The following is a 25,743-nucleotide window of genomic DNA, read 5'->3' as shown; positions in this document are numbered from 1 at the left end:
ACGAAGAAACCATAAACGTCAAACCATAAACAGAATGGCCTCCTCTTTTATAAACAAACGCGCTAACCTGTACATTTTCCTGAGTGCAGTCTTTCTAACCAATGCCTTAGTTGCCGAAATCATTGGTGTCAAAATCTTTTCGGTCGAAGCCCTGCTGGGTACAAAACCCGCTCAAATTCACCTGTTCGATGATTTTATCCTTGATTTCAACCTGACGGCGGGGGCGGTTATCTGGCCCTTTGTCTTTATTACCTCCGATATTATCAACGAATACTTCGGCAAGGCGGGGGTTCGGCGTATCTCATTCCTGACGGCCGGATTCGTGGGCTTCAGTTTCCTGATTATTTTCGCCGTCACGGCACTCCCGCCCGCTCAGTTCTGGCTCGATGTCAATGCAAAAGATGGGGCCGGGAATCCAATCAATATCAACAATGCTTTTCAGATGATTTTCCGGCAGGGGCTGGGCATCATCATTGGCTCACTGACCGCCTTTTTGATCGGGCAGATTCTGGATGTGTACGTGTTCCACTCCCTCCGTAAAATTACCGGTAGCCGTCAAATATGGTTGCGGGCCACAGGGTCCACGCTCGTTTCGCAGTTGGTAGATTCATTCGTGGTGCTGGGCATTGCGTTCTACGTATTTGGCAACTGGTCGCTGACGCAGGTGCTGGCCGTGGGCATTATCAACTATATCTATAAAGCTACATCAGCCGTTGTGCTCACACCATTGCTCTATGTAGCCCACTATTTTATTGACCGTTACCTGGGTAAGGAACACGCCGAAGAACTGGCGAATGAATCCGCCATGAGTTCATTTATGTGAACTGGCAGGGACCTTGTCGCCAGCCAACTGCACTCATATTTTCGGAACAATTCCAGCCCCGTTTATATGTTCACAAAAAAAGAAGCTCCGCCGATACCGGCGGAGCTTTTCAACTGTATAAAGGTGCCACTAAAATCAACCGTGAAAGAAATCCTTCATCTTGTCGAAGAAGCCTTTCTCATTTTTATTGGGTTTGGGCTGGAAGTTGGGCGAATGGCGTAACTGCTCCAGAATCGACTTCTCCTCCATCGACAGTACTTTAGGCGTCCAGACGTTGACATGTACAATCTCGTCACCCCGGCCGTAGCCATTCAACTCTTTGATGCCTTTGCCTTTCAGCCGCAGCATTTTACCGCTCTGCGTTCCGGGTTCCAGCGTGATGCGGGCTTTCCCGTCAATGGTGGGCACTTCCACACTGGTACCGATAGCCGCATCGACAAAGCTGACGTATAAATCGAAAACGACGTTGTTGCCATCCCGTTTCAGGTCGGCATCTTCTTCTTCCTCGATGACAATGAGCAAATCGCCCGCTACACCACCGCGCGGAGGGACGTTGCCCTTGCTGCCCACCGATAGCTGAATGCCTTCGGCTACGCCAGCCGGAATTTTGATGGGGATAACATCTTCCTGCAATACCCGGCCTTCGCCAAAACAGGCATCGCAGCGGTCGGTCACGATTTTGCCTTCGCCATTACAGGTGGGGCAGGTACTGGTCGATACCATCTGACCCAGCATGGTATTCACCACTTTACGGGTTTGGCCAGTGCCCTGACAGGTAGAACAGGTTTGAACGGCGGTGCCATTTTTGGACCCGTTTCCCCCGCAGGTATTACAGGTTACGTGCCGTTTTACCTTTATTTTCTTTTCTACCCCATTGGCAACTTCCTGAAGGTTCAGTTTCAGCTTGATGCGCAGGTCGGAGCCGCGCCGGACGCGCTGCCTTCCGCCACCACCGCCCTGGGCTCCCCGGAAGAAACTACCGAAGGGCGAATCATCACCGAATACATCACCGAACTGGCTGAAGATATCCTCCATCGAAGGCCCACCGGCACCGTAGCCACCAGCCGCGCCACCCATCCCCGCGTGGCCAAACTGGTCGTACCGGGCTTTTTTATTAGGGTCGTTCAGGACATCGTAGGCCTCGGCGGCTTCCTTGAATTTTTCTTCGGCGGTAGGGTCATCCGGGTTCTTATCGGGGTGGTATTTAATCGCCATCTTCCGGTAAGCCTTCTTCAGGTCCTCCGATGAGACGTTTTTATCCACGCCCAGGATTTCATAATAATCGCGCTTCGTTGCCATATTTTTGAATGAGTGAATGAGTGAATGTGCGAATGAGTGAATAAAACCTGCCGGGTGTATTCACTCATTCGCACATTCACTCATTTACCATTAGCTTCCTACTATTACTTTAGCGAATCGAATGACTTTATCATTCAGGTAGTATCCTTTTTCGATTTCTTCGATGACTTTCCCTTTCAGGTCATCACTCGGGGCGGGGAATTGGGTAACGGACTCGTGCAGATCGGCATCGAACGGTGCACCTTTCGATACCATCGACTTCAATCCTTTACCTTCCAGCGTCTTGAAGAGTTTAGTGTAAATCAACTCAACTCCCTCTTTTACGGCATCTACATCTTCGGTTGTTTGAATAGACTGCATGGCCCGTTCAAAATCGTCGACTACCGGAATGAGTGCTTTTAGTACGCCTTCATTCGCATTGCTGATTAGGTCGAGTTTTTCTTTGGCGGTGCGCCGACGGTAATTCTCGAAATCAGCGTATAAACGGAGATATTTATCTTTTAATTCAGCCAGTTCGCCAGCCGTTTTATCAGCTGGTGCAGCTTCGGTTTCGGCGGTAACGTCGGCGGTTGGTATTGCGTCCCCGGTTTCTTCCGGTACACCACCATTGACGTTTAACGCTTCTTCAGTTGTCAGGTTGTCAGGTTGTTCTGTATTCATAGACGTTTGTTCGTCCAACATGTCGTTGTTTTCCATTACTGAGTTTCTATTTCGCTTCCAGAAATTCATAGGCAAAGATGGGCAAAACACCGGCCAAAATCACAATTCCTGACAAGTTGGCACATTATCTACCTGGCACCGGCCCACTCGGCAGGATATAGGTGATTAGACTCAGTTGCAGGATTTAAAAAGTAAGCACCGATGTTTATAAGCAATACTCCATTAATCATCCATCATTTCTGATGCACGCACCCGCCCATCACTATACGCAGCGTATCAAAGCCAAAGCAACGGAACTGGGCTTCGACTTTTGTGGCGTGGCCAAAGCTGATTTTCTGGAAGAGGAGGCTCCCCTGCTGGAAACCTGGCTCAAAAATGGCCGGCACGGGCAGATGCACTACATGGCTAACCATTTTGATAAGCGGCTCGACCCGAGATTGCTAGTCGATGATGCTAAATCGGTCGTTACGGTTCTGCTCAACTATTACCCGGAGCAAACCCTGCCCGAAGGCGATACCGATTATAAACTATCCAAATACGCCTACGGCACTGACTACCATTTCGTTATCAAGGACAAATTAAAGGCGCTGCTGGATTTTATTCACGAGGAAATCGGCGAAGTGGGCGGGCGGGCTTTTGTCGACTCAGCCCCCGTAATGGACAAAGCATGGGCCAAACGGGCCGGTTTGGGCTGGGTGGGGAAGCACTCCAATCTGATCAACCGCGAGATTGGCTCGTTTTTCTTTATCGGTGAACTGATCCTTGACCTGGAACTGGAACCCGACGGCCCCATCACCGACTATTGCGGCACCTGCACCCGCTGCATCGATGCCTGCCCTACAGATGCCATCACGGACCCGTACGTGGTGGATGGCAGCAGGTGTATCTCCTACTTTACCATTGAACTAAAAGAAGCCATACCGGAAACTGTTCGGGGGAAGTTTGATAACTGGGTGTTCGGATGCGACATTTGTCAGGATGTTTGCCCGTGGAATCGGTTTGCCCGCCCCCATAAAACGCCCGCCTTTACCCCCCACCCCGAGTTAGCCACTATGAAGCAATCGGATTGGGAGGAAATAACGGAGGATGTTTTCCAGACCCTTTTCCGGCGGTCGGCGGTAAAGCGCACCAAACTGGCGGGCCTAAAACGTAACATCGCTTTCAGTAAGCCAACGTAAGTGATGAACCTGTCTCTCTTATGAAAATCCTGTTAGTTGAAGACGAAGTACGACTGGCCTCTTTTATCCGGAAAGGGATGTCGGCCGAAGGCTACGAAGTGGAAGTGGCGTACGACGGGCGCATTGGCCTATCCCTGTTTCGCAACGATATATACGACATAATACTTCTGGATGTCAACCTGCCGCAGATGAACGGCTTTGACCTGTGCCGGATAATCCGGTCAGAAAACCAGGCCGTTCCTGTGCTGATGCTCACCGCCCTGGATAGCATGGCCGACAAGTCGGATGGGTTCAACGCCGGGGCCGACGATTACCTGGCCAAGCCATTTGAGTTTCAGGAATTACTCCTGCGTTTGAGAGCACTGACGCGCCGGAATAGTGGCACCGGGCAAAAATCGGTCCTCAAGCTGGCTGACCTGGAATTAAACCTCGATGCCAAGACCGTGGCACGGGCGGGCAAACGCATCGATCTTACCACCCGCGAATACGCCCTTATGGAGTACCTGATGCTGAATAAAGGGAAAATTATATCGCGGGTAGATATCAGCGAGCGGGTCTGGAGCCTGAATTTCGATAGTACTACGAATGTGATTGATGTGTACATCAGCTACCTGCGCAAAAAAATCGACAAAGGTTTTTCGCCTAAATTGCTACACACCATTGTTGGCATGGGGTACGTTCTCCGGGAGGACTAAAGGGCTATGCTCATTGATTTCAGGTATCGTTATCATCAGCTGGTAATAAATGACTACCGATTGACCTTTCAATGATCGTTAATGACCCGTTTTTATGCTCATCCGAAATCGCCTGACAATTATTTTTACGGTACTGGCCACGGCCATCCAGATTACGCTGTCTCTGCTGGTGTGGTACTTTTATTCGGTGTACCGGCAGGAGGAATTTTACAGCCGACTGGAAGGAAAAGCCCGGGTAACGGGCCGGGTATTGATTTCCCGACGGCACCTGCACGACGATTTTTTCAAGAATATGGTACGCACCGATTTGCTTACCATTGTGGAGGAACAAATCAGCATCTACGACGACCGGCGTAACCTGGTATTCACCAACCGAACTCTAAAAGAATCGGACTACTACAAAGAAAAGATTCCGTTGCTCGACAGGGCTTCGCTGTTTGAATTTAAAAGCGGCCACCTCGAATCCATTGTAATCTCGTACCGTGACCGGGGGCAACTGTTTTACATTTTTGCCTCTGGTTATGACCGAATCGGCCTTTCCAAATTAGCCACGCTGCAACAGATTCTGCTACTGGCCAATCTGCTGGGTTTTACGCTGATTGTACTGGCCGGGTGGTATTTTTCCGGGCGGGTACTAAAACCCATTTCCCGGATTGTAGACGAAGTAGAACAAATCACCGCTACGCACCTGCACAAACGGGTGAACGAAGGAAACCGGCGGGACGAAATTGCCCAGCTTGCCATGACCTTCAACCAGATGCTTTTCCGGCTGGAAGATTCGTTCGTTTCCCAGCGCAGCTTCGTTTCGCACGCATCGCATGAGCTGCGCACTCCACTCACTAACACCCTCGGTACGCTGGAAACGTCCCTGCGGTACGATCAGAACCCCACCGATTGGCGCGACAGCATGGAAGTGGCCGTTGAAGAACTCAAGAAAGTGATTACGCTGACCAATGGGCTGCTGGGGTTAGCTAAAGTTACCGATGGTACCGTTGCCCTGACTGCCGTTCAGGTGGATGATTGCCTGCTTACGGCCATTGGGCAGGTACAAACCAAGTACCCCAGCCGTCACCTGCCGCTTCAATTTATGACCGATGAGGACGAATCATTAACGGTAAAAGGCAGCGCGACCCTGCTAACTACGGCTTTCCTGAACGTGCTGGATAATGCCTGCAAGTACTCCACCGAACCGGTGGCCGTTCAGCTGAAAGCCAGCGATGGGCAGATTGCTGTAACCGTAACTGACAAAGGACGAGGTATTGCCGAAGCCGACACAACGCACATACTCAATCCGCTTTACCGGGGTAAAAACGTAGAGGGAGTCCCCGGCTACGGCATTGGTTTGGCTGTAACGCAGAAAATCGTTGACCTGCACCTGGGTATCCTCCAAATCACCTCCGTTGTGAACCAGGGCACTACTGTTAGCATCCGTTTACCTGGCAATGAGTATATTACCTAAGTTCATTTTACGTACGAATGCGCCATCATGAAGGACTGATCAGCGAACATTTTTATTCTTCTTCGTGACAGGGAATTCGCTTGAATACCTGATCTGACTCAAATGTTAGGGGTTGGTTCGGGGTAAAGACCATTTTGCCATTTTGTTCCTGAACGGGGCCATAGCCTTCCACAAGCCCGTTTTTTGTGGCCAGAAACACCACCTCCCGCACCGACTCCTTTCCTTCTGACTGGAACGTATAATCAGCGGTCAGCGTGTCACCCCGCATTTTTCCAAGCAGGGTTCCCGAATTTTGGTCTTTCTCCGCCAGCCGATACTGCAGGGTACCGCTTACGTTGAGCTCCTTCTGTGTCACATTCAGCAGGACTGTATCACGGTCAGTCATCATCGCATAACACTGTACGTGACTATTTGCCATATCGGCGGCAGTGAGCCCGGCGTCTGGGGAGGCATCCTGCGTTGTAGTGGTCGAATTATCAGTTGACGTTTTCTTCGTATCGCAGCTACTTAGCGTTATGACCACAAGGAGAATAAATAGTTTGGCTTTCATAAGTTATAATTGGCTAGTGTAAGGTGTGTAGGCGCATTTCCTTGCGCCAGCCTGTACTCTTTTTTCCAGGTTGCACTTTTTTGACATAGTCAAAAAAATCAGCGGGAAACCCATATCGGTTTACCCGAGCTATCCTATTCCACCGGCCGCTCGTCATTTTCCATAACGAGTTTTGTGCCATTCTGTTTTCCGGAACACCACAAATGGCCATTACTTTAATCTGGATAAACAGAGGTTTCAGGGTCGATTCGCTCATGGCGAATTTTTCACTTAAGGCATCCGTTATAATCCAACTCTATGCCCAACCTATAACCAAAAGGCAAAAAGAAACACAGCACTTAATTGCTTTTCGGCTTCACTACCGTTGAGTGAAGCAGCGTGATTTTCCAATCGTTTCCCTGCTTCACCAGCGACGCACTTTCCAGCCACTGCCTGTTGCGCTTTTGGCCGTTAACAACCACATCGGCTCTGTTATGATAGGCCACCCAGGCCGTGTTGCCCGATACATCGGTGCGGATAAAGTCCAGGTGGTTGACCCGGCTGAAAGCAACCTTTTTTAAGGGGGATACTTTATTGATCAGTGTATCTATCGTCCAGATGGCCCCATCTTCCAGCAGCAGAAAATCAGCGGTCACGTGGCGTCTCATCAATTGCTCATCCAGGGTTGCCAGGCCGTCGAATAGTCCGATTATGGCGGCATTCACCTTTTTTTGCTCATCGTTCTGCTGCGCCCGGGCACAAAAAGAAGAAAGGGAAAATCCCAAAAAAAGGAGGGCTAAAAAACGGTTTCTCATGGCTGCTGATCTGATTGTGTCAACGGGTGGTACGGCTGGAACTGACCATAAACTTACGTTAATAAAGGGTCAATAAAACACAGTGACCCGCGCTTGTGCATTACTGTGTCGGGATGCTCACGATCATCTTCACAGAACAGGATTTACTTCATAGCCGATTACCTTACTCAGTATCCGTATCAGAGCTTAACCAAATCACCTTTTGCTCAGGAAGGTGGTCCTGACCTAAAATAGCCTTGTATAAATCGGGACGGCGGGCCTGGCGATAGCGGTAGCCACCTGCCTGTTGCAATTTCTCTGGTGTACACACCCCCAACGCAATGTCATCGCCTAAGGCACGACATTCGGCGATGACATCCCCAAACGGGTCAATGATCATGGAACATCCATTCTTTAGCTGGTCATCATCCATACCAATGGGATTGGAAAATACCGCGTAAATACCATTATCGTAAGCCCGGGCGGGTAACCACTTCATCAACCAGGCACGTCCTTTCATGCCGTCAAACTCCAGGCGTAAGGACGTAGGGTCAGTCAGCCGATTTTCCCAAAGATGTGGATCAACAAAGCCAGCACCGGGACGGGTGGAAGGCGTTAACATCGTGACATGAGGCATGAAAATAATCTCAGCCCCTAACAAGGCCGTGGCCCGCACGTTTTCTACAATATTGTTATCGTAGCAAATTAAAATGCCGCATTTCCAGCCCAACAAGTCAAAGACCACATACTGATCACCGGGTAGTAGATGCGGATTAATGAACGGGTGTAGTTTGCGGTATTTAGCCAGTAAACCTGTTTTATCGACGCACACGTAGGCTTTGAAGAGTTGATTGTCATGGTCTTTCTCGAACAAGCCTGCCAGGATGACAATATCATGGGCCCGGGCAATTTGGATAAGTTGTTGAATACTGTCCCCCTCTGGGATGACTTCGGCTAAGTCCAGTAACGCTGGCTTTGATAAATGTCGGGCGAAGGTGTACCCCGTAATCGAGCACTCATGGAAGGCAATAACCTGCGCGCCCTGTTGAGCCGCCTTTGCCGCCAATCGACTAATCACTTGCAGATTGTGGGCTTTATCCCCACTGGCATTCTCAAACTGAGCCGTGGCAATGGTCAAATTATGCATAGGACTCTACACAAAAAAAGGTTTAAATAAATAGATGATGAACAAAGCTAAAGGGGACGGCTAATACGCCAATCCTACTTTATAGTCAACTCAGAAGTCGTTTTTGAGGGCACTCTACTCACCATGGATCAAGCCAGTCTACGGGTGTTTCCTTACTATTCTTCAGCAATTCCGTTGTCCCTTTCCAACCAGCAATTCGTCACTCATCATCCTATAGCTTTTGAAGGATGGTTGATAGTGGACTGGCCCCCAACAGCAGAAGTCATAGGAAACTCGACTAGTAATAGACTCTACGATAACAATCTGGAGTCGCCATCTTGGTTTGATTAAGTTTAAACTTCTGACAGATGCGGGTGGATGATGTGGATACACAATGAGGTCTTGGCCGAAACCCCGACTAAACGAGCTTTGTCGAGGTACTCACTAACCTGAGTGCTATGTGTCAAAACAGCCGTCTGTATCGCTTTGCCTCCCGTTAGGGTAACCCCTTACTGGCGTTGTCCATGCGCTACATTCCTAGACAGCCAATTTAATCTAAAGCACAATTTATAGGATTTTTTCAATCAAAAACCTATTCATAGCGGGGACAGGTATAGCGTGTTTTTAACTTTTCTAATATCTTTTAATTTCCTTCTCACACCGTTTTAATGTCCTGATGCTTCATTTGTGTAAAATCAACACAGTCACCAGCGATGCAACACCGGAATTTTCCGCCCAGCACGGGGCGGCCCGTGCCGGGCAACTCGATCTTGCTCTACTGCTTCGGGCTGGCATTGGCTCTTTCCCTCCTGTTCAATGGTTTTCTGCTGTATGAGCAGCGGGATAAACGTAGTGGTTACGAGTACGAATCAGGTAATTCAGTTAACCCCGTAGATATTCTGGTTTGGCAGGAGCAACTCTCCGACTGTAAGCGGGCCAATGAACAGAAAGACAGCCTGATTAACCGCCTGGCGAAGCTCCCTAATGCACCTCCCGATAAAAAAATTGCTATTCAGCGCATCATGCCAAAGTAATCCCTCCTTGCTGCACCAGTCAACACCTTTCATTAATCGAGACTACCGATGCTTACCATTAAAAAAAACAAGATAATGATAAAAAAAGCCCTCCTGCTATCACTCATGAGCGTAAGTGCCTTGGTATTCTTCACAGGCTGTTCTGAAAAAGAAGAAGAGAAGGAAGAGGAGATTGAGTTTTTAGTGACCAATCCACTTCGAAAAGATACGACGGTCACCCGCGATTATGTGTGTCAGGTTCACTCGATTCAGCACATCGAACTGCGGGCGCTGGAAAAGGGCTATCTGGAGAAAATTTTTGTTGACGAGGGTAAGATTGTTCATAAGGGACAATTGATGTTTAAGATTCTGCCGATCCAGTACCAGGCCGAACTACAGAAAGCCGAAGCCGAAGCCAATTTTGTTGAAGTCGAATTCAAAAATACCAAGGCACTGGCCGACAGTAATATCGTTTCCAAAAATGAACTCGCCCTTGCCAAAGCCAAACTGGATAAGGCCAAAGCCGAAGTATCGGTCGCCAAAATACACCTCGGCTTTACGGAGGTACGTGCCCCCTTCGATGGTATCATGGATAAATTTCAGGTACGACTGGGTAGCCTGATCAATGAGGGTGATCTGCTGACGACCATATCGGATAATAGTAAGATGTGGGTGTATTTCAACGTGCCGGAAGCCGAATACCTGAGTTACAAAGCCCATACCCAACAGGAAAACCTGAATAGGGTAAGCCTGTTGATGGCCAACCAGCAGTTGTTCCAGTACCCCGGTGTTGTGCAAACAATTGAGGCCGACTTCAACAACGAAACGGGCAATATCGCTTTCCGGGCCACTTTCCCCAACCCCAACGGGCTGTTACGGCACGGCGAAACCGGCACTATTCAGATGACGGTACCGCTCAAGAATGCCCTGATAATCCCCCAGAAAGCCACGTTCGAAGTGCTGGAAAAGAAGTACGTCTACGTAATCGACAAAGACAACAAGATTCGCTCTAGGGAAATCACGATAGCCTCGGAGATGCCGCACATTTTTGTCGTCAGCGCGGGGCTGGCGGCAACGGATAAAATTCTGCTGGAAGGCTTGCGGCAGGTAAAAGAGAACGAAAAAATAAAGTACACATTCGCGAAGCCTGACTCCGTTATCGCCAATCTTGGTTTGTATGCCGAGTAAGTAAACACCCTCAAATCGGATAAATATATGTTCACAAAATTCATACACAGGCCGGTATTTGCTATTGTAATCTCGATTATGATAGTCTTCGTCGGTGTGCTGGCTATCAAGCGGTTACCTATTTCCCAATTTCCTGATATTGCCCCTACAACGGTTAATATATTTATCGCTTATCCTGGCTCCAGTGCCGATGTACTGGTTAAATCCACGCTGATTACCCTGGAGCAGGCTATCAACGGGGTGCAGGATATGCGGTACATCGCTACCGACGCCACCAGTGCCGGTGAAGCCACCCTCCGGATTATTTTTGAGCCCGGGACCGACCCCAATGTCGCGGTAATCCGGGTAAAAACGAGGGTAGACCAGGTCATGCCACTGTTGCCCGAACTGGTACAGCGGGAAGGAGTTATCATTACGCCCATCCAGCCGAGTATGTTGATGTACGTCAACCTCTACTCCACGACCAAGAGCATGGACGAGAAATTCCTGTTCAACTACGCTACCGTGAAGATGATTCCGGAGATAAACCGCACTAAAGGGGTAGCCAGATCGCAGATACTGGGTAGCCGCCGGTACGCCATGCGCGTTTGGCTGAACCCCGACCGGATGCGGGCCTATAAAGTCTCGGTAGAAGACGTAAACAACGCCATAGGCGAGCAGAGTGTGGTCGGTCGTCCGGGCCGGTTAGGGCAAAGTTCCGGTATATCGGCTCAGTCGCTGGAGTATGTATTGACCTATAAAGGACGGTATAACAAGCCGGAAGAGTATGAAAACATCATTATTCGGGCCAATCCGCAGGGAGAAAGTATCCACCTGAGGGATATAGCCCGGGTAGAGTTGGGAAGCGAATTCTTCGATATTTATTCCAACCTGGATGGCCATCCGTCGGCGGCTATTGTATTGAAGCAGAACTACGGCACCAATGCCAGTGACGTAATTGAATCCGTAAAAGAGAAGCTGGAAGTGATGAAAGAATCCTTTCCTCCGGGAATGGACTATAAAATCAGCTACGACGTATCTAAGTTCCTGGACGCGTCCATTGAGCAGGTGATTGATACCCTACGCGATGCGTTCATCCTGGTTGCCCTGGTGGTATTCATCTTCCTGGGCGACTGGCGTTCTACCCTTATTCCAATTCTGGCCGTTCCGGTATCCTTGATAGGCGCATTTTTTGTCATTCAGTTCTTCGGCATTTCCATTAACCTGGTTACGCTCTTTGCCCTGGTGCTGGCCATTGGTATTGTGGTGGATGATGCCATTGTGGTGGTGGAGGCCGTACACGCCAAGATGGAGGAAGAGCCCGACCTGACGCCTTTCGTGGCCGTCAAAAAAGTACTTGGTGAAATTAGTGGCGCCATCATCGCCATTACGCTGGTCATGGTATCGGTATTCCTGCCCATATCGTTCATGTCGGGTCCGGTTGGTACGTTCTATCGGCAGTTCTCCATCACCATGGCCAGTGCCATTGTCATTTCGGCCCTGATCGCTCTGACGCTTACACCCGTGTTATGCGCCATGCTGTTGAAAAATCATACTGGCCATGAGCGGAAGAAAAACCTGCTAACCAAAGCACTCGATAAGTTTAACGGCGGGTTTGAAAATCTGACCGGCTGGTACGTAGGCCTGTTAAGATTAATCGTGAACCGACGGGTGGTTACGTTTGCTATATTACTGGCATTTGGTGCCGGCATTTTCTACGAAAGCACCATTCTGCCGTCTGGCTTTATCCCGAATGAAGACCAGAGTACTATTTATGGCATTATCCAAACGCCACCGGGTTCTACGCTGGAGAAAACCAACCAGGTAGCCCAACGCCTTCAGAAAATTTGTGAAAAAATTGAGGGGGTAGAAGGCGTATCATCGCTGGCGGGTTACGAGATTATGACCGAAGGCCGGGGTTCCAATGCCGGTACCTGTCTTATCAACCTGAAACCCTGGTCGGATCGGACACAAAACGTGAAAGAAATTATGGAAGAGCTGGAGGAGAAATCGAGGGGTCTTGGAGCCATTGTCGAATTCTTCGAGCCACCGGCCATCCCCGGATTTGGTACGTCGGGTGGTTTCTCGATGCGTCTGCTGGATAAAACAACGGAAACGGACTACCAGGAATTTGACAAAATTAACAAGAAGTTCATGGAGGATCTGGGCAAACGTAAAGAACTCTCCGGGCTGTTTACCTTTTTTGCCGCCACCTATCCGCAGTACGAACTGGAGATCGATAATAACCTGGCCATGCAGAAAGGTGTATCTATCGGAAAAGCGATGGATAACCTCAACATTATGATTGGTAGTACCTACGAGCAAGGCTTTATCAAGTTCAACCAGTTCTTTAAGGTGTACGTACAGGCCGACCCCAGCTTCAGAAGGCTCCCATCCGATCTGCTGAACCTTTTCGTGAAAAATGATGCGGGCGAAATGGTGCCTTACTCGGCGTTCATGCGGCTTAAAAAAGGGCAGGGGCCTAATGAAATTACCCGATTCAACCTCTATAATTCAGCCGCTATTCAGGGGCAGCCAGCTAAGGGTTATACTACTGCCGACGCCATTCAGGCCGTTCGGGAAGTAGCCGCCAAGACGTTGCCAAGAGATTACGACATCGCGTTTGAAGGCCTTTCCTACGACGAGTCTATCCGGGGAAATGAGTCGCTGTATGTATTCCTGATCGTGTTGGCCTTCGTCTACTTCGTGCTGGCAGCCCAGTACGAAAGCTTCATCATTCCGCTGGCCGTGGTGTTCTCCCTGCCGGTTGGCGTATTTGGTTCGTTTATGCTACTCAAGCTGATGGGGCTGGAAAACAACATCTATGCCCAGATCGGGCTTATCATGCTCATTGGTCTGTTGGGCAAAAACGCCGTACTGATCGTAGAGTTTGCCGTGCAGAAACGCCAGCAGGGAGCCACGATCCTGGACGCAGCCATTGAAGGAGCCAAGGTTCGTTTCCGGCCTATCCTGATGACCTCCTTCGCGTTTGTGGCCGGATTGATACCGTTGATTCGTGCCACGGGTGCCGGTGCTATCGGTAACCGTACCATTGGTGCTTCGGCCATGGGTGGTATGCTGTTCGGAACCATTTTTGGCGTCATCATCATCCCCGGACTATACTTCATATTTGGCAGTCTGGCCGATGGCCGGAGGATGATTAAGGATGAAGAAGACGGGTCACTGACCGAAGAGCTTGTTCATTCGCTAGACACTTTTCCCCAACCTGAAGAAGTTGCAACCCATGACTAATAAACAACTAACAAACTGGGCCGGAATCGCGCTTATCTCACTGCTCACTACCGCCTGTACTATTCCACGCATTGCGTTACGATCAGTAAATAAATCGATACCGGCGAGTTATAACGGCTCGCAGGACACGACCAATACGGGCCGGTTGGCCCTGCGGGACTACTTTAGGGACCCTTACCTGTACGCCCTGATTGATACGGCCCTGAACAATAATCAGGAGTTGAACATCACGACGCAGGAAATTCAGATTGCCACCAATGAGGTATTCGCCCGCGCTGGCGCCTACCGGCCAACAGTAAGTCTGGGGGGTGGAACTGGCGTCGAAAAAGTATCCCGGTACACCAGCAAGGGAGCGGCCGATGCGGTTACGGACATAAAACCCGGTATAGAAACGCCCGAAGTCCTGCCCAATTTCTACTTTGGTGCGTTTGCCAACTGGGAAGTCGATATCTGGCATAAGCTGCGCAACGCCCGAAAATCGGCGATAGCCAGTTACCTTGGCTCCATAGAAGGTCGGAATTTCATGGTAACAAACATCGTCGCCGAGATTGCCAACAACTATTACGAATTACTCTCGCTCGATACGCAATTGAGCATTATTCAGCGGAACCTGGTTATTCTTAATAATGCGTTGTCTATAACCCGGCAGGAGAAGGAAGCCGCCAAAGTAACCGAACTGGCCGTGCGCCGGTTTGAAGCTGAAGTGCTCAAAACACAGAGCCTGCAGTACGACATTCAGCAGAATATTGTTGAGAAAGAAAACCGGATTAATTTCCTGACAGGTCGCTTTCCACAGCACGTTGACCGAAACCCCCAGAATTTCAACGACCTGGTTCCCAATACAATGGCATCGGGCGTACCAATGCAACTGCTTGAAAACCGACCCGATATCCGGCAGGCCGAGCGGAATCTGGAAGCGGCTAACCTGGATGTTGGCGTGGCGCGGGCCAATTTCCTGCCCTCGCTGAACATCTCGGCATCGCTGGGAGTAATGGCCTACAACCCCCTGTATATTCTCAACCTGCCCCAGTCCTTAATGGCCTCGCTGCTGGGTGATTTGACTGGCCCGTTAATCAACAAAAACGCCATTACGGCCCTATACCGTTCGGCCAGTGCCAAACAGATACAGGCCGTTTACAGCTACCAGCGAACAGTACTGAATGCCTATATTGAGGTGGCTAATCAGTTGGCAAACATCAACAACCTACAGCAGAAATACACCACCAAAAGCAGCCAGGTGGATGCTCTCGTTCAGTCGACCAACATCTCGCTCAAACTGTTCACCTCGGCTCGTGCGGATTACATGGAGGTGCTGCTGACCCAGCGCGACGTGCTGGAAGCGCGGATGGAACTGGTAGAGACAAGAATGCGGCAATTGAACGCCACAGTGAATACCTACAGGGCACTGGGTGGCGGCTGGCGATAAGGCTATCGCTTATCTAACAAACCAGCCACCGGGCCGTGTCAACAATTGACACGGCCCGGTGGCTTTAAACCCCTTCTTTTCTCGTCTGAAAAAACTGTGTCAGGGCCTCTCCTACCCGCCAAACGTCCTCAAAGCTATTGTACAGGGGCGCGGGGGCCAGCCGAATGCAGTCGGGTTCGCGCCAGTCGCCAATAATACCCTGAGCCGTCAGATGTTGAAACAGTACTTTCCCGTCTTTACGTACCAGCAATGAAAGCTGGCTACCCCGCTGGTTCGGGTCATCGGGCGTCAATAGCTGAATGTCGGTGAAGGGGGCCAGGATATGGGCCAGAAAACCCGTTAGCCGCTGACTTTTCTGCCGGAGGGCGGTCATACCGGCTTCAGCGGTGATACGGAGCGAGGTCCGGTGCAGGGCCAGGGCCAGAATGTTGGGCGTACTTACCTGCCAGCCGTCGGCACCGGACGCGGGCACAAAACCGGGCGTCATGGCAAAGCGTTCGTCTTCCCGGTATCCCCACCAGCCCGCCAGCCGCGGCAAATTTTTATCGTGATGTTTTTCGTGAACGAACACCCCCGACACGGCACCGGGACCACCATTGAGGTATTTATACGAGCACCACGTGGCAAAATCGACCCCCCAGTCGTGCAGTTGCAGGGGTACGTTACCGATGGCGTGCGCCAGATCGAAGCCAACGGGTATGTCCCATTGGGAACGGCCGTTTCCACGACGGCAGTGTTGCCTGACCGTTTCGGTAATAGCCGCCATGTTGTACAACTGACCCGTGTAATAGTTCAGGCCACTCATCCAGACCAGCGCCAGTTCATCGGCGTGTTCGGCCAGCGCGTGCTGAATGTCGGTCACGTGAATGAGCCGGTCGTTGGGGCGGGGTGCTATTTCAATGATCGTGTCGGCGGGGTTCAGGCCACGGTGTTTGACGTGGGTTTCCAGCGCGTACTGATCCGATGGAAAATCGCCTTTGATGGTTAGAATTTTGTATCTCTTTTCGGTAGGACGATAGAACGAAGCAAGCAGCAGGTGCAAGTTAACGGTCAGCGCATTCATGGGGCACACCTCCGATGGCTCCGCCCCTACAATCTGGGCCAGGTCGGCCTTACAGCTTTCGTGGTAACTCAACCAGGGCTGTTCTGTTGCTTCTGCCTGATGAAACCACCCCTCTACGCCCAGATTCTGCCAGGTATCCAGTTCCCGCTCCAGAGCCTCCCGTGCCGTTTTAGGCTGTAGTCCCAGCGAATTTCCACATAGATAAATGAGTGATTTACCAGCCTGTCGGGGACTATGAAACCGCTCACGAAAGGACCTCAAGGGGTCATTGGCATCGAGTTGACGGGCAAAGTCCAGCGAGTTTTCGTACATCATAGTGGTAAATGTAACGGTTCCTTTTGCTATTAACGGGTCTTTGCCTAATTCTAGAAAAACTATATACCTAGATACTGGTTAGGTCGAATAAATAGATAGCTCAATGTTTATGAAAAAATTTAACCTACTCCTTCGTTTCGGCACACTTGCCGCCATTACAGGTTTAATTGCCGCTACATTTTCCTGTCAGGATCACCGGATTCCATTACCGGGGCAGGTCATTCAGTCAACCGGCCCCAAGCCCGACTGGGGGCCAACCATTACCCCACAGATGCTGGCCGTCATTGAGGAATTGGGTCGGCTGGCGCCCGCTCCCCTCGAAAGTCTGACACCAGCCCAGGCCCGTTCCCGGCCATCGTTCAAGGATGCGGTTACTTCATTGCTCGACAAGAACAATATTGCTCCACCGGTGGCTAATGTCACCATTAGTGAACGGATGATTCCGGGCTACGGTGGCGTACCACTCCGGGCTAAAATCTACACGCCAAACGGCGTTACCGGTCCGCTGCCCGTTATCGTGTATTTCCACGGGGGTGGCTGGGTTATTGCCAATGCGGATGTGTACGAATACTCCACCCTGGCCCTGGCGCAGGGAACCGGTGCCGTGGTCGTTTCGGTCGATTACCGGCTGGCTCCCGAAAATAAGTTTCCAACGGCGCACCAGGATGCCTTTGCTGCGTATAAATGGGTTAAGATGAATGCAGGCTTACTCAACGGAAATTCGGCGAAAGTAGCCGTAGCGGGCGAAAGTGCCGGGGGTAATATGGCCATTACGGTAAGTATGATGGCCCGCGACAGCAGTGTAAGCTTACCAGTTCATATTTTGTCGGTGTTCCCGGTAGCAGACAATAACCTTCACACGTACTCGTACGACCTGTATGCCAATGCCAGGCCGCTGAGTCGGCCGGCAGTGCAATGGTTCGTGGATAAGTATTTCAATACGCCTGCCGATGGCGACAGCCCGCTGATTTCGCTGGTTGACGCGGCTAACCTGAGAGGCCTGCCCCCTACCACCATTATAGGGGCTGAAATAGACCCGCTGCAAACGGAAGGAATGCTGCTTCGGGACAAGCTTCAGTCGGTGGGGGTACCGGTTACGTACCAACTGTACCGGGGGATTACCCATGAGTTTTTCGGCATGTACGCAATCCTTCCCGAAGCCCAGCAGGCGCAGGCGCTGGCCGCTACTCAGTTGATCAACGCATTCAGGTAAAGCAGGTTTCTACTTGCCAATGACAAAACCGCCCGGTATCAACCTGATACCGGGCGGTTTTGTCATTGGCCTGTTTCCAGGGTATTTTAGCTTCTTTACTATAAAAGCAACTCCAATACGTTACTGGTGGTTCATAGTGCTGGTTTTCTTACAGCAACTGGGTAGTTTATTATACCCCACCTCGTCGGCAGGCACTTCTTCCGCATCGTAGCCAACTTTACTGATGTTCGCCTTCAATCTGGCAACGTCCGTTTTAGCCGGGTTGTATTTAATGGTTACAATCTTCGTTTTCACATCCAGACTGGACTCCTTTACCCCCTTCTCAAAGGCTAGATTCCGCTCGATGCGGGCTTTGCACATACCGCAGATGGCGGATGTTTTGATTTTCACCTCCTTGTCTTTATCGTCGCGCAGGGAAGCCGTGGCAAACACGTTTCCTAACAATATAAGGGAGGTCAGGGTGGTCAAAAACAGGTTACGTATCATAGTGGTCAATGGTTTACGATGCTTAAATAACGGTAATTAACGTGAATTGGTGCCCCATGAATGGGACTTTTAGTGACGCATGCCTTTCATACCGCCCATACCGCTATGCCCTGAATGATTCATACTACGCATGGTCATCAGGCTCGGCGACAGGCGCAGATAAATTTCACCGGAAAGGGGCATGCTCCCATAAATTGGCTGCAGGGCTTTGGCTGGTATGGCACCCGTAAGCTGAGCACCAAGCACAAAATCAGTGTTGTAGACCTGTGCCAGCCGGTGGTTGATACCCAGCGTCAGGCTGTTGATGGTCAGTTCGGAGGATCCGTTATACGGAAAACCACTGTCAGACGGCGTCAGGGCCAGTTCTTCCGCCGATTTTGTTATGTTCTCGATCCGGCCGTATACGGCAGTCCGGTTCATCTGCCAGCTACTTTCGGCCAGGAACGAGTTGTCGCCTTCTCCATGGTGGCTGTTGCGCCCCCACACGAACGCCGATGTAATGTAGCTGTTCGGTCCCAGTCCTTTGCTGTGCAAAACAGATGCCGTAGTGCGGGTTACGTCTTCTTCGGGATGCAGGTCTTCGGGGCTATGAATGAATCCCTGCGAGAACTGCAGCGCCAGCGACGGCGATGGATTCACCGACAGGCGGTACGAATAGCTGTCGAACGTGGGTTTATCGAAGTTATACCGGTTTTCGTTGGGTTCCCGACCGGTAAAACTGGATGCTTCCACCTTCGCCCATTTGTAGCGGAATCCGGCCGTAGCTACGCCAAACAAAATGTGGGTAGCATCCTGCCAGTGATGACTCAACGGTGCATCGGGATTATTGAACGTCGAAATCCGGTGCATAAACGCCGGTGGCCCCATGGCCGGTTCGCCGGGGTAACCGACGTACCCGTACAGGTCAATGTCTTTGCTGAAGGCGTGGCTGTAACTAACCGACAATTCCGAGAACAAATCATGCGGGTGCTGTTTGTCAATCAACGGCTGCCCTTTATAGCTTTCGCCGGTCTGGAACAGGAGCGGATAGCCGCCCGGACTAACGGTGAGCGCGTCGAGGGAAATCATGGCCCGTACCTGGAAAAGTCCGCGTTGCCCTACTTTGCGCTGGGCCATACCCATAAACCAGTTGGGCACGCCAAACTGCTGTCCCCTCCCCCGCTTGTCGGTATTGTTAACGTTCTGGCTGGTATAGCGCAGGTAAATGGCGTAGTGCAGCATATAGCTCCACTTATTGTTTGATGGCTGACTCATGTAGGCGTACATGGGCGTATTGTCCGGGTGCCAGGACGTACCGGAGCCATTGCGGTTCATGGACAAATTCCGCGACAGCGAGTGGGTCATGCCGCCCATAGCGGGGTCCATCGTCAGGCCGTAGTTGGGCATGGCCATCGAGCTACCGGATGCGCTATCCATGACAATACCCTGATGTGTTTCGCTCGTGTTACTATGCCTGGAATTATTCATCGGCCGGGCCGAATCAGCCATGGCTTTCCCTTTCGCTGGCATGGACATGCCTTCATGATGTTGGTGCTGACCAACCGCCACTACAGTCATTAAACTCAGTGGCAGCAGTAAAAGACTTTTTTTCATACCGTTGTTGCGTGAGTAATCAGCCAATTATCCGGGCGCGGATGGTGCCCTCCTGTTCCCACAAACACAGCACCCGATTGTTGGGTAACCGGGTTAACTTAGGATAACCTCCGGGAGCCACGGCGGCTGGATTTGGCTGGTCGGGGGTGATGGTCCAGATTTGACCTCCCCGTTGAAACACGATGTAATTGCCTTTGGGCGTTGTAATAATTTTTGCGTTTTTGCCCGTTGTCAGCTCGGTTTCCGGCTGACCGGGTCGAGCCGTGAACAGCGTATCGGCCCGTCGCCAGACCGTTGATACAGACCCATTCGGTGTCATGAACAGCCCCCCACCATCCATAGGGCAGGCCTTTAGTTTCCAGGTGCCGTCACCCAGTTTACGGGCTTTACCGAATGTTTTACCGCCATCCATCGATTCGATCAGGTACATATCCCGCGACCCGTTCAGGGAGTTGCGGAACATAACTGCCACGTGCTCCCCCTGACTCACCTCCGAAAGCTGGCAACACTCGCAAACGGTGCCATCCGGAGAGTTGTACACTATCCGGTTCGCTGACCAGGTTCGCCCGCCATCAGTCGAATGAGCGCCAACTATCTTATTGCGTTTAGTATCCCGAAGGTCGAGCCAGGCTGCGTTATAGGTGTTGCCCGGTCCGGCCGTCAGGGTCACGAATCCCTCTTTGGCTACATCGGGCAAATCGGTAACGCGCACCCGTGGCAGCCACTTTCCGGTGGTCCGACTCTGCGAATAGGCCCATACATTTCCCGCTTTGTCGATAGCCGTAATCACCACCGATGTGGCAGTAGCCGCAATTTGCGGGCCGCGTGAGGCCCCCAGGTGTAATCCTGGTACGCTATCGACCAGCACGGGTTCGCTGTACGTTTCGCCATCATGCGATGTGGCATAGAAGATGAGTCCACCCCGGCCATAAACAACATGAACAACCCCAGCAGGATCAGTTGTTACGGCCGGGTGGATGCCAGCGCCAATCGGCTTTCCTTCCTCAGCCGGGGAATGAATCAGCGATAGTAGAAAAACAAACAGGGTAAGTAAATACGTCATCGTTGTACATTAGTAACCTGTCTTTTAGGCAGGAATGGCGGCTTTATGGTGCTGGTTAGCCCGCCATCTGGCGACACTCTGCCGCACACTTACGGCAGGCTTCGGCGCAGGCTTTGCAGTGGGCACTATGGTCAGCGTGTTTTTCGCACTCGGCGGCACAGGCTTCGCAAGCTTCTGCGCAAACGGTCATGAAGGAAGCCATCGACTGTGATCCACGCACCGTTAGCCGGGCGCATAGGGTACAGATGTCGGCACAATCGCGGCACAGTTTGATGCAGGCCGTCATATCGTGGCCCTTTCCATCTTTGTCGCCCATCTCCAGGCAGGCTGTTACACAGGCTTCGCAGGCTTGAGCACAGTCGAAACAGGTATCGACATGCTTATTCGTCATCGTGGTTTCCATAGTAGTCGTTAAGTTGCGTGTTATTTCCCGTTTTGGATCTACTAGAATAACACCTGAAACGACGCAGGGTTTTTATATAATTCAGGTTGATGTTTACAAATCGGCTTCTTCTGCTTGGGACTTGCCCAGCAGTTCATCGAGGCTTCGTTCCAGATCCGGAATAGAAATAAAAATATCTTCCTCCAATGCCTTCTTTCTATTGCTTACCGTCAGTACATGGTGGTAGGCCGAATAAGTCATGTTCATGATCCGGGATAAATACCGAAAATGGTCGACGATCATGGCAGGTGCGAAGAGTTCGACAAGATGTGTACCCGGCTCACACCAGATAATGTTGGTGAAGGAGGCACCGTGTGGCCCCAAGATGAAGGACGCATTTTTATAAATAGCCACCTGTTCAGCAACGGAACGGGGCTTATCCTCAATGATAGTAAAGTCATACTTTTTGAGCAGTTCAACCAGCGACGCTTCGTTGATGACCCGCCTGCGCCCGGCACGGCTCACGTAAATACGGCTCTTTACTGATGGAGGAACCCGTATTTGTTTCTCTACCTGCTTTTTTAAAGCCCTGATATCGGCCGGGTGCGGGTAGAACCAATGCCCGCTATTACCCAGAATGCACTGCTTAAACCGAACATCATAGGTACGACTATCAAAAACGTGGTTGGGTGCAATGCCAATCAGTGCCAGCAACTCCTGCTCATAGGCCGTCTGGAAGAAGGGGTAGGAAACGACCGCTTCGGCAAAAACTTCGGGCAGCAGTGCCTCCTTCATCCGGCATAATTTGGCCGCTACCAGCATTACAAAATCATAATACCCACCAAATATTATTCCATCGGAAAAATGACTCCACGGAGCCAGCAGGGTATCATATGTAACTACGGTCCGTTTGTTGCTACCGAGAAAATTCTTTACCAGATGGTACGTCTGGAAGTCAGTACACAAAATTTTACCATTCGTTTGTATACCACCATACGGTAACTGAGTGGTTTGGGCCGTAGTATCATCAAACTGCCAGACGAAGGCGGGGTGCGTAATGGCATCCGTCCGGTTAAAGATGAGCCTGTCCCCGCCCGATTGATTGGGCACGTCGGGCAGCACGATACGAGTCTGCGAGTTATTATCGATCTGAAAATTGTTCAGGTAGACAACGGTTTCTTCCTTCGTCAATAAATCAAGGCGAAACGCCTTCAGGAGCAATCCAGTCAATTTTCCCAACAGGCGTTTAATAGGGTTCGCCATATAAGTCTGCTACGCGTGGAATAGGGAGTAAACATATCACAAAGAGTTGACCCGGTTATCAATTAATTCATTCCGGCAGGTTAAATCGTATCCAGGCTACGCCGTCCTACCCGATTGTCTTTCCTGAATTGGCTGGGCGTTTGCCCCATCACCTGCCGAAACTGGGTAGACAGGTGCTGAACACTGCTGTAACTCAACCGCCAGGCAATTTCACTCAGGGTCAATTCATTATACCGGAGCCACTCTTTTACTTTCTCTATTTTTAACGCAATGATATACTTTTCCAGTGTCTGTCCTTCGCTGGTTGAAAACAAATGGCTCAGGTGCGAGTATTCGTACCCTACTTTCCGTTCCAGAAAAGCGGAGTAATTCTCGGCAGGCAGCCGCTCTCCTTTCAGGTGCTGGATTTCATTGATAAGAATTACTTTCATCTGCTCCACCACCACCTGCTTTCTGTCGTCGATTAAATCAAAGCCATCTTTTTGCAGCGTTAGCCGCACTTCGTCCAGGGTTAGTCCGGCAGGCAGTGAATCAATAATCACCGCGCCCAGCTCAACGTCGAGAACAACAATAGCCAGCTTTTCCAGCTCCTCGCGCACCACCCGCTTGCAGCGGTCGCACACCATATTTCGAATCGTGAGTGTCATTAGCGCTGGGGTTTAAAACGAACACCTACGTACACCATTCGACCCGTAATTGGCCCCCAGACCCGGGAACCAGCATCAAATTGGGTGCCAAAAGGGTCCTCTGCCGAAACGATTGGATTTAACTGGCGGAAGCCCGTCAGATTTTCGCCCCCCAGATATACCTCTAGGCCGCTGAGAAATGCCCGGCTGATTTGAGCATTAAGGTTGTAAAATCCAGGAGCCATATCAACGGGCATGTTCTGGTAACCGGTATGCACGTAGCCTTCGCGCAGGTAGGGAATCCGGCGGGGGCCGTTCCATTGCAGCGTAGCATCGAACTTCCATTTATCGTAGGGTAGCGCGTAGCCCGCATTGAGCAGTACGCGGTCCCGGCTCACCATCATTTTTGGTAAGAGCCGTTCCTCGCCGAAGAGCCCCCCCATCGTTTGCTGCACATCGAAAAGCCGATAGGCCGCTTTTACTTCCAGGCGTTTGGCCGGTTGCACGTTCAGTTCGGCCTGGAAACTATTGGCAAACGAACGGCCTCTTCTGCCCGACTCAGCCAGGTTGTAAAAATACAGTTCGCCGGGGTGTTCGAGATCCACAATGAGCTGGTTCTGAAAAGTGGTTCGGTGGTAGTCCAGCACCAGGGACGCTTTCTTACCCAGCAAAGTGAAATCATTCGTGAGGCTTAGCCCATAATTCCACGACGATTCGAACTGCAATGGCTGATTGAGCAAGACGGTCCTTGCACTGACGAAGTAGCCAAAGTTTTCAGCAAATGGATTTGCCGTCCGGAAACCCCGTCCGGCCGAAGCCCGCAGCGTAACGTTGTTGCTCACCGTATATTTGAGGTGGGCCCGAGGTGTCCACTGCGCCCCGAACAGATTATGATAATCGAACCGGCCACCCAGTACTAGGGTCAGTTTTTCGGGGTACGTATACGTGTACTCTAAAAACGCCCCCGGTACGGATTCCGTACGGGCCGTATTGATAGCCCGAAACTGTTCCCTGTAATCGTCCAGCAAGTAGCTAAGGCCGGCCTTAAACGCGTTATTCGTGGTACCGATTATGCTCTGGTAAATCAGGTTGGCATAGAACGTCTGCTGCAGGCCGTTGTAGGGAGAGAATCCAAAGCGCCCCGTTTGCTCGTGGTGTACGCCGTTCAGGATCAGGCCCAACCCCTTGTAGGGTTTATCGGGGTACAGTTTTGCTGTTTTGGAGAACACCTCCAGCCGTTTGGTGCTGTTCAGAAAACGATACCGGGAAGCACCAAACCGCGACAGCTGCCCGCCATCCCGGTCTTCGTACAACGCCTTCACGCCAAACTGCGCCATGAACCGTTCCCCACTGTATTTGTACCGGTTCACTGCGTTCACCTGGGTATAGAGCGGTAAATCGCGGAAACCATCCTTATTCTGGTCAAGTTCGGTACGCAGCGTACTGGCATGCCCCAGCACGCCCATACTCCACTTCTTACTCAGCGGCTGCGACCAGTTGACATTGCCTTCCAGCCGACCAAAGCTGTTGACATAGCCATTCAGAAAGAGTTTGTTTTCATCGTCGGGCTTCTGCAACTCAACATTCATTTGCCCGCTCATGGACTCGTAGCCGTTCACCACCGACCCGGCCCCCTTCCCCACATCGATACCCGTAATCCAGGTGCCGGGGATGTAGTTAAGCCCGAAGGTAGTAGCCAGCCCGCGCACGGTTGGGATATTCTCAACGTTGGTCTGTACATACTGCCCGCCCAATCCCAGGAACTGAATCTGTTTCGACCCCGTAACGGCATCACTATACGACACGCTTACAGACGCATTGGTCTCAAAACTTTCCGACAGATTACAGCAGGCCGCCTTGGCCAGAGTACGCTGGTTGATAAATTCCGTCTGGATGGTACTCATTCGGTCTACCTGACCCGGTGCCCCAGAAACGGTCACTTCCTGTAATGTCTGTTCGCTATGAAGCGTCAGTATTAATTCAGTTGATGGGGTATCGACCGTTATTGTATCGGGTTTATACCCTACATAACTGGCAATCAGTTTAGTATAACCAGACAAAATGGCTAGCTGAAACTGGCCATCAGCGTCGGTGACGGTTCCAACGGTAGAGCCGAGCCACTGGACCGTTGCTCCAACGAGGGGTACACGCTTGCCATTGGTTAGTTCGCCCATGGTTCCCCGAACCAGGACTTGGGCATTCGTATTTATAGTTGAGTCGGTCTGCGCCAGAACAGCCGAAGAGACCCCGCTGAGTAGCAGGATAGTAATGATTGAAAGAAAACGCATGCGTTCGTTGATTATAGATAAAATGCTAAA

At 51.0% G+C, this 25,743-nt stretch carries 22 protein-coding genes; 9 read left to right on the top strand and 13 right to left on the bottom strand.

The annotated features are described in order from the left end of the window. The first annotated feature begins 34 nt into the window (after nt 1-34). Entirely contained in the window at nt 35-823 is a 789-nt protein-coding gene (locus B156_RS0119255; protein ID WP_018621417.1) for a queuosine precursor transporter, read from the top strand. A gap of 135 nt (nt 824-958) precedes the next feature. Here B156_RS0119255 and dnaJ read toward each other — a convergent pair whose 3' ends face one another. Then, the gene (gene dnaJ / locus B156_RS0119250) at nt 959-2,122 is read right to left on the bottom strand and encodes a molecular chaperone DnaJ (RefSeq protein ID WP_018621416.1); all 1,164 of its coding nucleotides are present in this window, start codon (nt 2,120-2,122) and stop codon (nt 959-961) included. A gap of 90 nt (nt 2,123-2,212) precedes the next feature. Then, nucleotides 2,213-2,818, bottom strand: a complete 606-nt coding sequence (locus tag B156_RS0119245; protein WP_018621415.1) for a nucleotide exchange factor GrpE — start codon at nt 2,816-2,818, stop codon at nt 2,213-2,215. Between the two features lie 206 nt (nt 2,819-3,024). On the opposite strand from B156_RS0119245, the gene queG reads away from it, so the two are divergent. From queG to B156_RS0119230, 3 genes are all read left to right on the top strand, one after another. After that, complete coding sequence (gene queG, locus B156_RS0119240; RefSeq protein ID WP_018621414.1) at nt 3,025-3,960, top strand: tRNA epoxyqueuosine(34) reductase QueG; 936 nt, start codon at nt 3,025-3,027, stop codon at nt 3,958-3,960. Between the two features lie 20 nt (nt 3,961-3,980). Continuing rightward, entirely contained in the window at nt 3,981-4,655 is a 675-nt protein-coding gene (locus tag B156_RS0119235; RefSeq protein WP_018621413.1) for a response regulator transcription factor, read from the top strand. 94 nt (nt 4,656-4,749) lie between these two features. After that, entirely contained in the window at nt 4,750-6,114 is a 1,365-nt protein-coding gene (locus tag B156_RS0119230) for a sensor histidine kinase (RefSeq protein ID WP_018621412.1), read from the top strand. Between the two features lie 52 nt (nt 6,115-6,166). On the opposite strand, the gene B156_RS29470 is transcribed toward B156_RS0119230, so the two are convergent. From B156_RS29470 to B156_RS0119210, 3 genes are all read right to left on the bottom strand, one after another. Further along, on the bottom strand, nt 6,167-6,664 hold the full coding sequence (locus B156_RS29470) for a hypothetical protein (protein WP_018621411.1): 498 nt from the start codon (nt 6,662-6,664) through the stop codon (nt 6,167-6,169). A gap of 338 nt (nt 6,665-7,002) precedes the next feature. Further along, nucleotides 7,003-7,458 (bottom strand): nuclear transport factor 2 family protein, encoded by a 456-nt coding sequence (locus B156_RS0119215; protein ID WP_018621408.1) that lies wholly within the window; start codon nt 7,456-7,458, stop codon nt 7,003-7,005. Nucleotides 7,459-7,621: 163 nt separating this feature from the next. Further along, nucleotides 7,622-8,584, bottom strand: coding sequence for a nitrilase family protein (locus tag B156_RS0119210; protein ID WP_018621406.1), 963 nt, complete (start codon nt 8,582-8,584; stop codon nt 7,622-7,624). A 692-nt stretch (nt 8,585-9,276) separates the two neighbouring features. Between B156_RS0119210 and B156_RS0119205 the strand changes: the two genes are divergently transcribed. Genes B156_RS0119205 through B156_RS0119190 form a run of 4 tightly spaced genes read left to right on the top strand, consistent with a single transcriptional unit; the run spans nt 9,277 to nt 15,421 of the window. Further along, complete coding sequence (locus tag B156_RS0119205; protein WP_018621404.1) at nt 9,277-9,597, top strand: hypothetical protein; 321 nt, start codon at nt 9,277-9,279, stop codon at nt 9,595-9,597. A gap of 48 nt (nt 9,598-9,645) precedes the next feature. Beyond that, on the top strand, nt 9,646-10,764 hold the full coding sequence (locus B156_RS0119200) for an efflux RND transporter periplasmic adaptor subunit (protein WP_018621403.1): 1,119 nt from the start codon (nt 9,646-9,648) through the stop codon (nt 10,762-10,764). Between the two features lie 27 nt (nt 10,765-10,791). Continuing rightward, nucleotides 10,792-13,995: an efflux RND transporter permease subunit gene (locus B156_RS0119195; RefSeq protein WP_018621402.1), complete on the top strand. Its 3,204-nt coding sequence runs from the start codon at nt 10,792-10,794 to the stop codon at nt 13,993-13,995. Beyond that, the gene (locus tag B156_RS0119190) at nt 13,988-15,421 is read left to right on the top strand and encodes a TolC family protein (protein WP_018621401.1); all 1,434 of its coding nucleotides are present in this window, start codon (nt 13,988-13,990) and stop codon (nt 15,419-15,421) included. The genes B156_RS0119195 and B156_RS0119190 overlap by 8 nt, the downstream gene beginning before the upstream one ends. Before the next feature lie 64 nt (nt 15,422-15,485). Here B156_RS0119190 and kynU read toward each other — a convergent pair whose 3' ends face one another. Next, entirely contained in the window at nt 15,486-16,799 is a 1,314-nt protein-coding gene (gene kynU, locus B156_RS0119185) for a kynureninase (RefSeq protein WP_026260922.1), read from the bottom strand. Nucleotides 16,800-16,908: 109 nt separating this feature from the next. Here kynU and B156_RS0119180 point away from each other — a divergent pair, with 109 nt between their 5' ends. Beyond that, nucleotides 16,909-18,012 carry an alpha/beta hydrolase gene (locus B156_RS0119180; protein WP_245563782.1) on the top strand — a complete coding sequence of 368 codons (1,104 nt, stop codon included), beginning with the start codon at nt 16,909-16,911 and terminating at the stop codon, nt 18,010-18,012. Between the two features lie 120 nt (nt 18,013-18,132). Here B156_RS0119180 and B156_RS0119175 read toward each other — a convergent pair whose 3' ends face one another. From B156_RS0119175 to B156_RS0119145, 7 genes are all read right to left on the bottom strand, one after another. Further along, nucleotides 18,133-18,498, bottom strand: coding sequence for a heavy-metal-associated domain-containing protein (locus B156_RS0119175; RefSeq protein WP_018621398.1), 366 nt, complete (start codon nt 18,496-18,498; stop codon nt 18,133-18,135). A 69-nt stretch (nt 18,499-18,567) separates the two neighbouring features. Then, nucleotides 18,568-20,091 carry a hypothetical protein gene (locus B156_RS0119170; RefSeq protein ID WP_018621397.1) on the bottom strand — a complete coding sequence of 508 codons (1,524 nt, stop codon included), beginning with the start codon at nt 20,089-20,091 and terminating at the stop codon, nt 18,568-18,570. Nucleotides 20,092-20,110: 19 nt separating this feature from the next. Next, nucleotides 20,111-21,154 (bottom strand): sialidase family protein, encoded by a 1,044-nt coding sequence (locus tag B156_RS0119165; protein WP_018621396.1) that lies wholly within the window; start codon nt 21,152-21,154, stop codon nt 20,111-20,113. A gap of 55 nt (nt 21,155-21,209) precedes the next feature. After that, entirely contained in the window at nt 21,210-21,557 is a 348-nt protein-coding gene (locus tag B156_RS0119160; RefSeq protein ID WP_018621395.1) for a four-helix bundle copper-binding protein, read from the bottom strand. Between the two features lie 93 nt (nt 21,558-21,650). Beyond that, complete coding sequence (locus B156_RS0119155) at nt 21,651-22,799, bottom strand: glycosyltransferase family 61 protein (protein WP_018621394.1); 1,149 nt, start codon at nt 22,797-22,799, stop codon at nt 21,651-21,653. A gap of 80 nt (nt 22,800-22,879) precedes the next feature. After that, complete coding sequence (locus tag B156_RS0119150) at nt 22,880-23,446, bottom strand: AraC family transcriptional regulator (RefSeq protein WP_018621393.1); 567 nt, start codon at nt 23,444-23,446, stop codon at nt 22,880-22,882. Then, nucleotides 23,446-25,713 (bottom strand): TonB-dependent receptor, encoded by a 2,268-nt coding sequence (locus tag B156_RS0119145; protein WP_018621392.1) that lies wholly within the window; start codon nt 25,711-25,713, stop codon nt 23,446-23,448. The genes B156_RS0119150 and B156_RS0119145 overlap by 1 nt, the downstream gene beginning before the upstream one ends. Nucleotides 25,714-25,743 lie beyond the last annotated feature (30 nt).

The organism is Spirosoma luteum DSM 19990 (genome assembly GCF_000374065.1).
GTDB lineage: Bacteria > Bacteroidota > Bacteroidia > Cytophagales > Spirosomataceae > Spirosoma > Spirosoma luteum.
The sequence above is the reverse complement of the archived record's forward strand: the minus strand, read 5'-3'. Positions and strand labels throughout refer to the sequence as shown.

What these genes read in the sequence shown, in the direction of transcription:
- B156_RS0119165 (WP_018621396.1), bottom strand. Translation starts at nt 21,154, where the DNA reads ATGACGTATTTACTTACCCTGTTTGTTTTTCTACTATCGCTGATTCAT.
- B156_RS0119175 (WP_018621398.1), bottom strand. Translation starts at nt 18,498, where the DNA reads ATGATACGTAACCTGTTTTTGACCACCCTGACCTCCCTTATATTGTTA.
- B156_RS0119235 (WP_018621413.1), top strand. Translation starts at nt 3,981, where the DNA reads ATGAAAATCCTGTTAGTTGAAGACGAAGTACGACTGGCCTCTTTTATC.
- B156_RS29470 (WP_018621411.1), bottom strand. Translation starts at nt 6,664, where the DNA reads ATGAAAGCCAAACTATTTATTCTCCTTGTGGTCATAACGCTAAGTAGC.
- B156_RS0119195 (WP_018621402.1), top strand. Translation starts at nt 10,792, where the DNA reads ATGTTCACAAAATTCATACACAGGCCGGTATTTGCTATTGTAATCTCG.
- B156_RS0119210 (WP_018621406.1), bottom strand. Translation starts at nt 8,584, where the DNA reads ATGCATAATTTGACCATTGCCACGGCTCAGTTTGAGAATGCCAGTGGG.
- B156_RS0119170 (WP_018621397.1), bottom strand. Translation starts at nt 20,091, where the DNA reads ATGAAAAAAAGTCTTTTACTGCTGCCACTGAGTTTAATGACTGTAGTG.
- B156_RS0119145 (WP_018621392.1), bottom strand. Translation starts at nt 25,713, where the DNA reads ATGCGTTTTCTTTCAATCATTACTATCCTGCTACTCAGCGGGGTCTCT.
- B156_RS0119180 (WP_245563782.1), top strand. Translation starts at nt 16,909, where the DNA reads ATGAAAAAATTTAACCTACTCCTTCGTTTCGGCACACTTGCCGCCATT.
- B156_RS0119155 (WP_018621394.1), bottom strand. Translation starts at nt 22,799, where the DNA reads ATGGCGAACCCTATTAAACGCCTGTTGGGAAAATTGACTGGATTGCTC.
- dnaJ (WP_018621416.1), bottom strand. Translation starts at nt 2,122, where the DNA reads ATGGCAACGAAGCGCGATTATTATGAAATCCTGGGCGTGGATAAAAAC.
- B156_RS0119160 (WP_018621395.1), bottom strand. Translation starts at nt 21,557, where the DNA reads ATGGAAACCACGATGACGAATAAGCATGTCGATACCTGTTTCGACTGT.
- B156_RS0119245 (WP_018621415.1), bottom strand. Translation starts at nt 2,818, where the DNA reads ATGGAAAACAACGACATGTTGGACGAACAAACGTCTATGAATACAGAA.
- B156_RS0119230 (WP_018621412.1), top strand. Translation starts at nt 4,750, where the DNA reads ATGCTCATCCGAAATCGCCTGACAATTATTTTTACGGTACTGGCCACG.
- B156_RS0119190 (WP_018621401.1), top strand. Translation starts at nt 13,988, where the DNA reads ATGACTAATAAACAACTAACAAACTGGGCCGGAATCGCGCTTATCTCA.
- B156_RS0119215 (WP_018621408.1), bottom strand. Translation starts at nt 7,458, where the DNA reads ATGAGAAACCGTTTTTTAGCCCTCCTTTTTTTGGGATTTTCCCTTTCT.
- B156_RS0119205 (WP_018621404.1), top strand. Translation starts at nt 9,277, where the DNA reads ATGCAACACCGGAATTTTCCGCCCAGCACGGGGCGGCCCGTGCCGGGC.
- B156_RS0119255 (WP_018621417.1), top strand. Translation starts at nt 35, where the DNA reads ATGGCCTCCTCTTTTATAAACAAACGCGCTAACCTGTACATTTTCCTG.
- kynU (WP_026260922.1), bottom strand. Translation starts at nt 16,799, where the DNA reads ATGATGTACGAAAACTCGCTGGACTTTGCCCGTCAACTCGATGCCAAT.
- queG (WP_018621414.1), top strand. Translation starts at nt 3,025, where the DNA reads ATGCACGCACCCGCCCATCACTATACGCAGCGTATCAAAGCCAAAGCA.
- B156_RS0119200 (WP_018621403.1), top strand. Translation starts at nt 9,646, where the DNA reads ATGCTTACCATTAAAAAAAACAAGATAATGATAAAAAAAGCCCTCCTG.
- B156_RS0119150 (WP_018621393.1), bottom strand. Translation starts at nt 23,446, where the DNA reads ATGACACTCACGATTCGAAATATGGTGTGCGACCGCTGCAAGCGGGTG.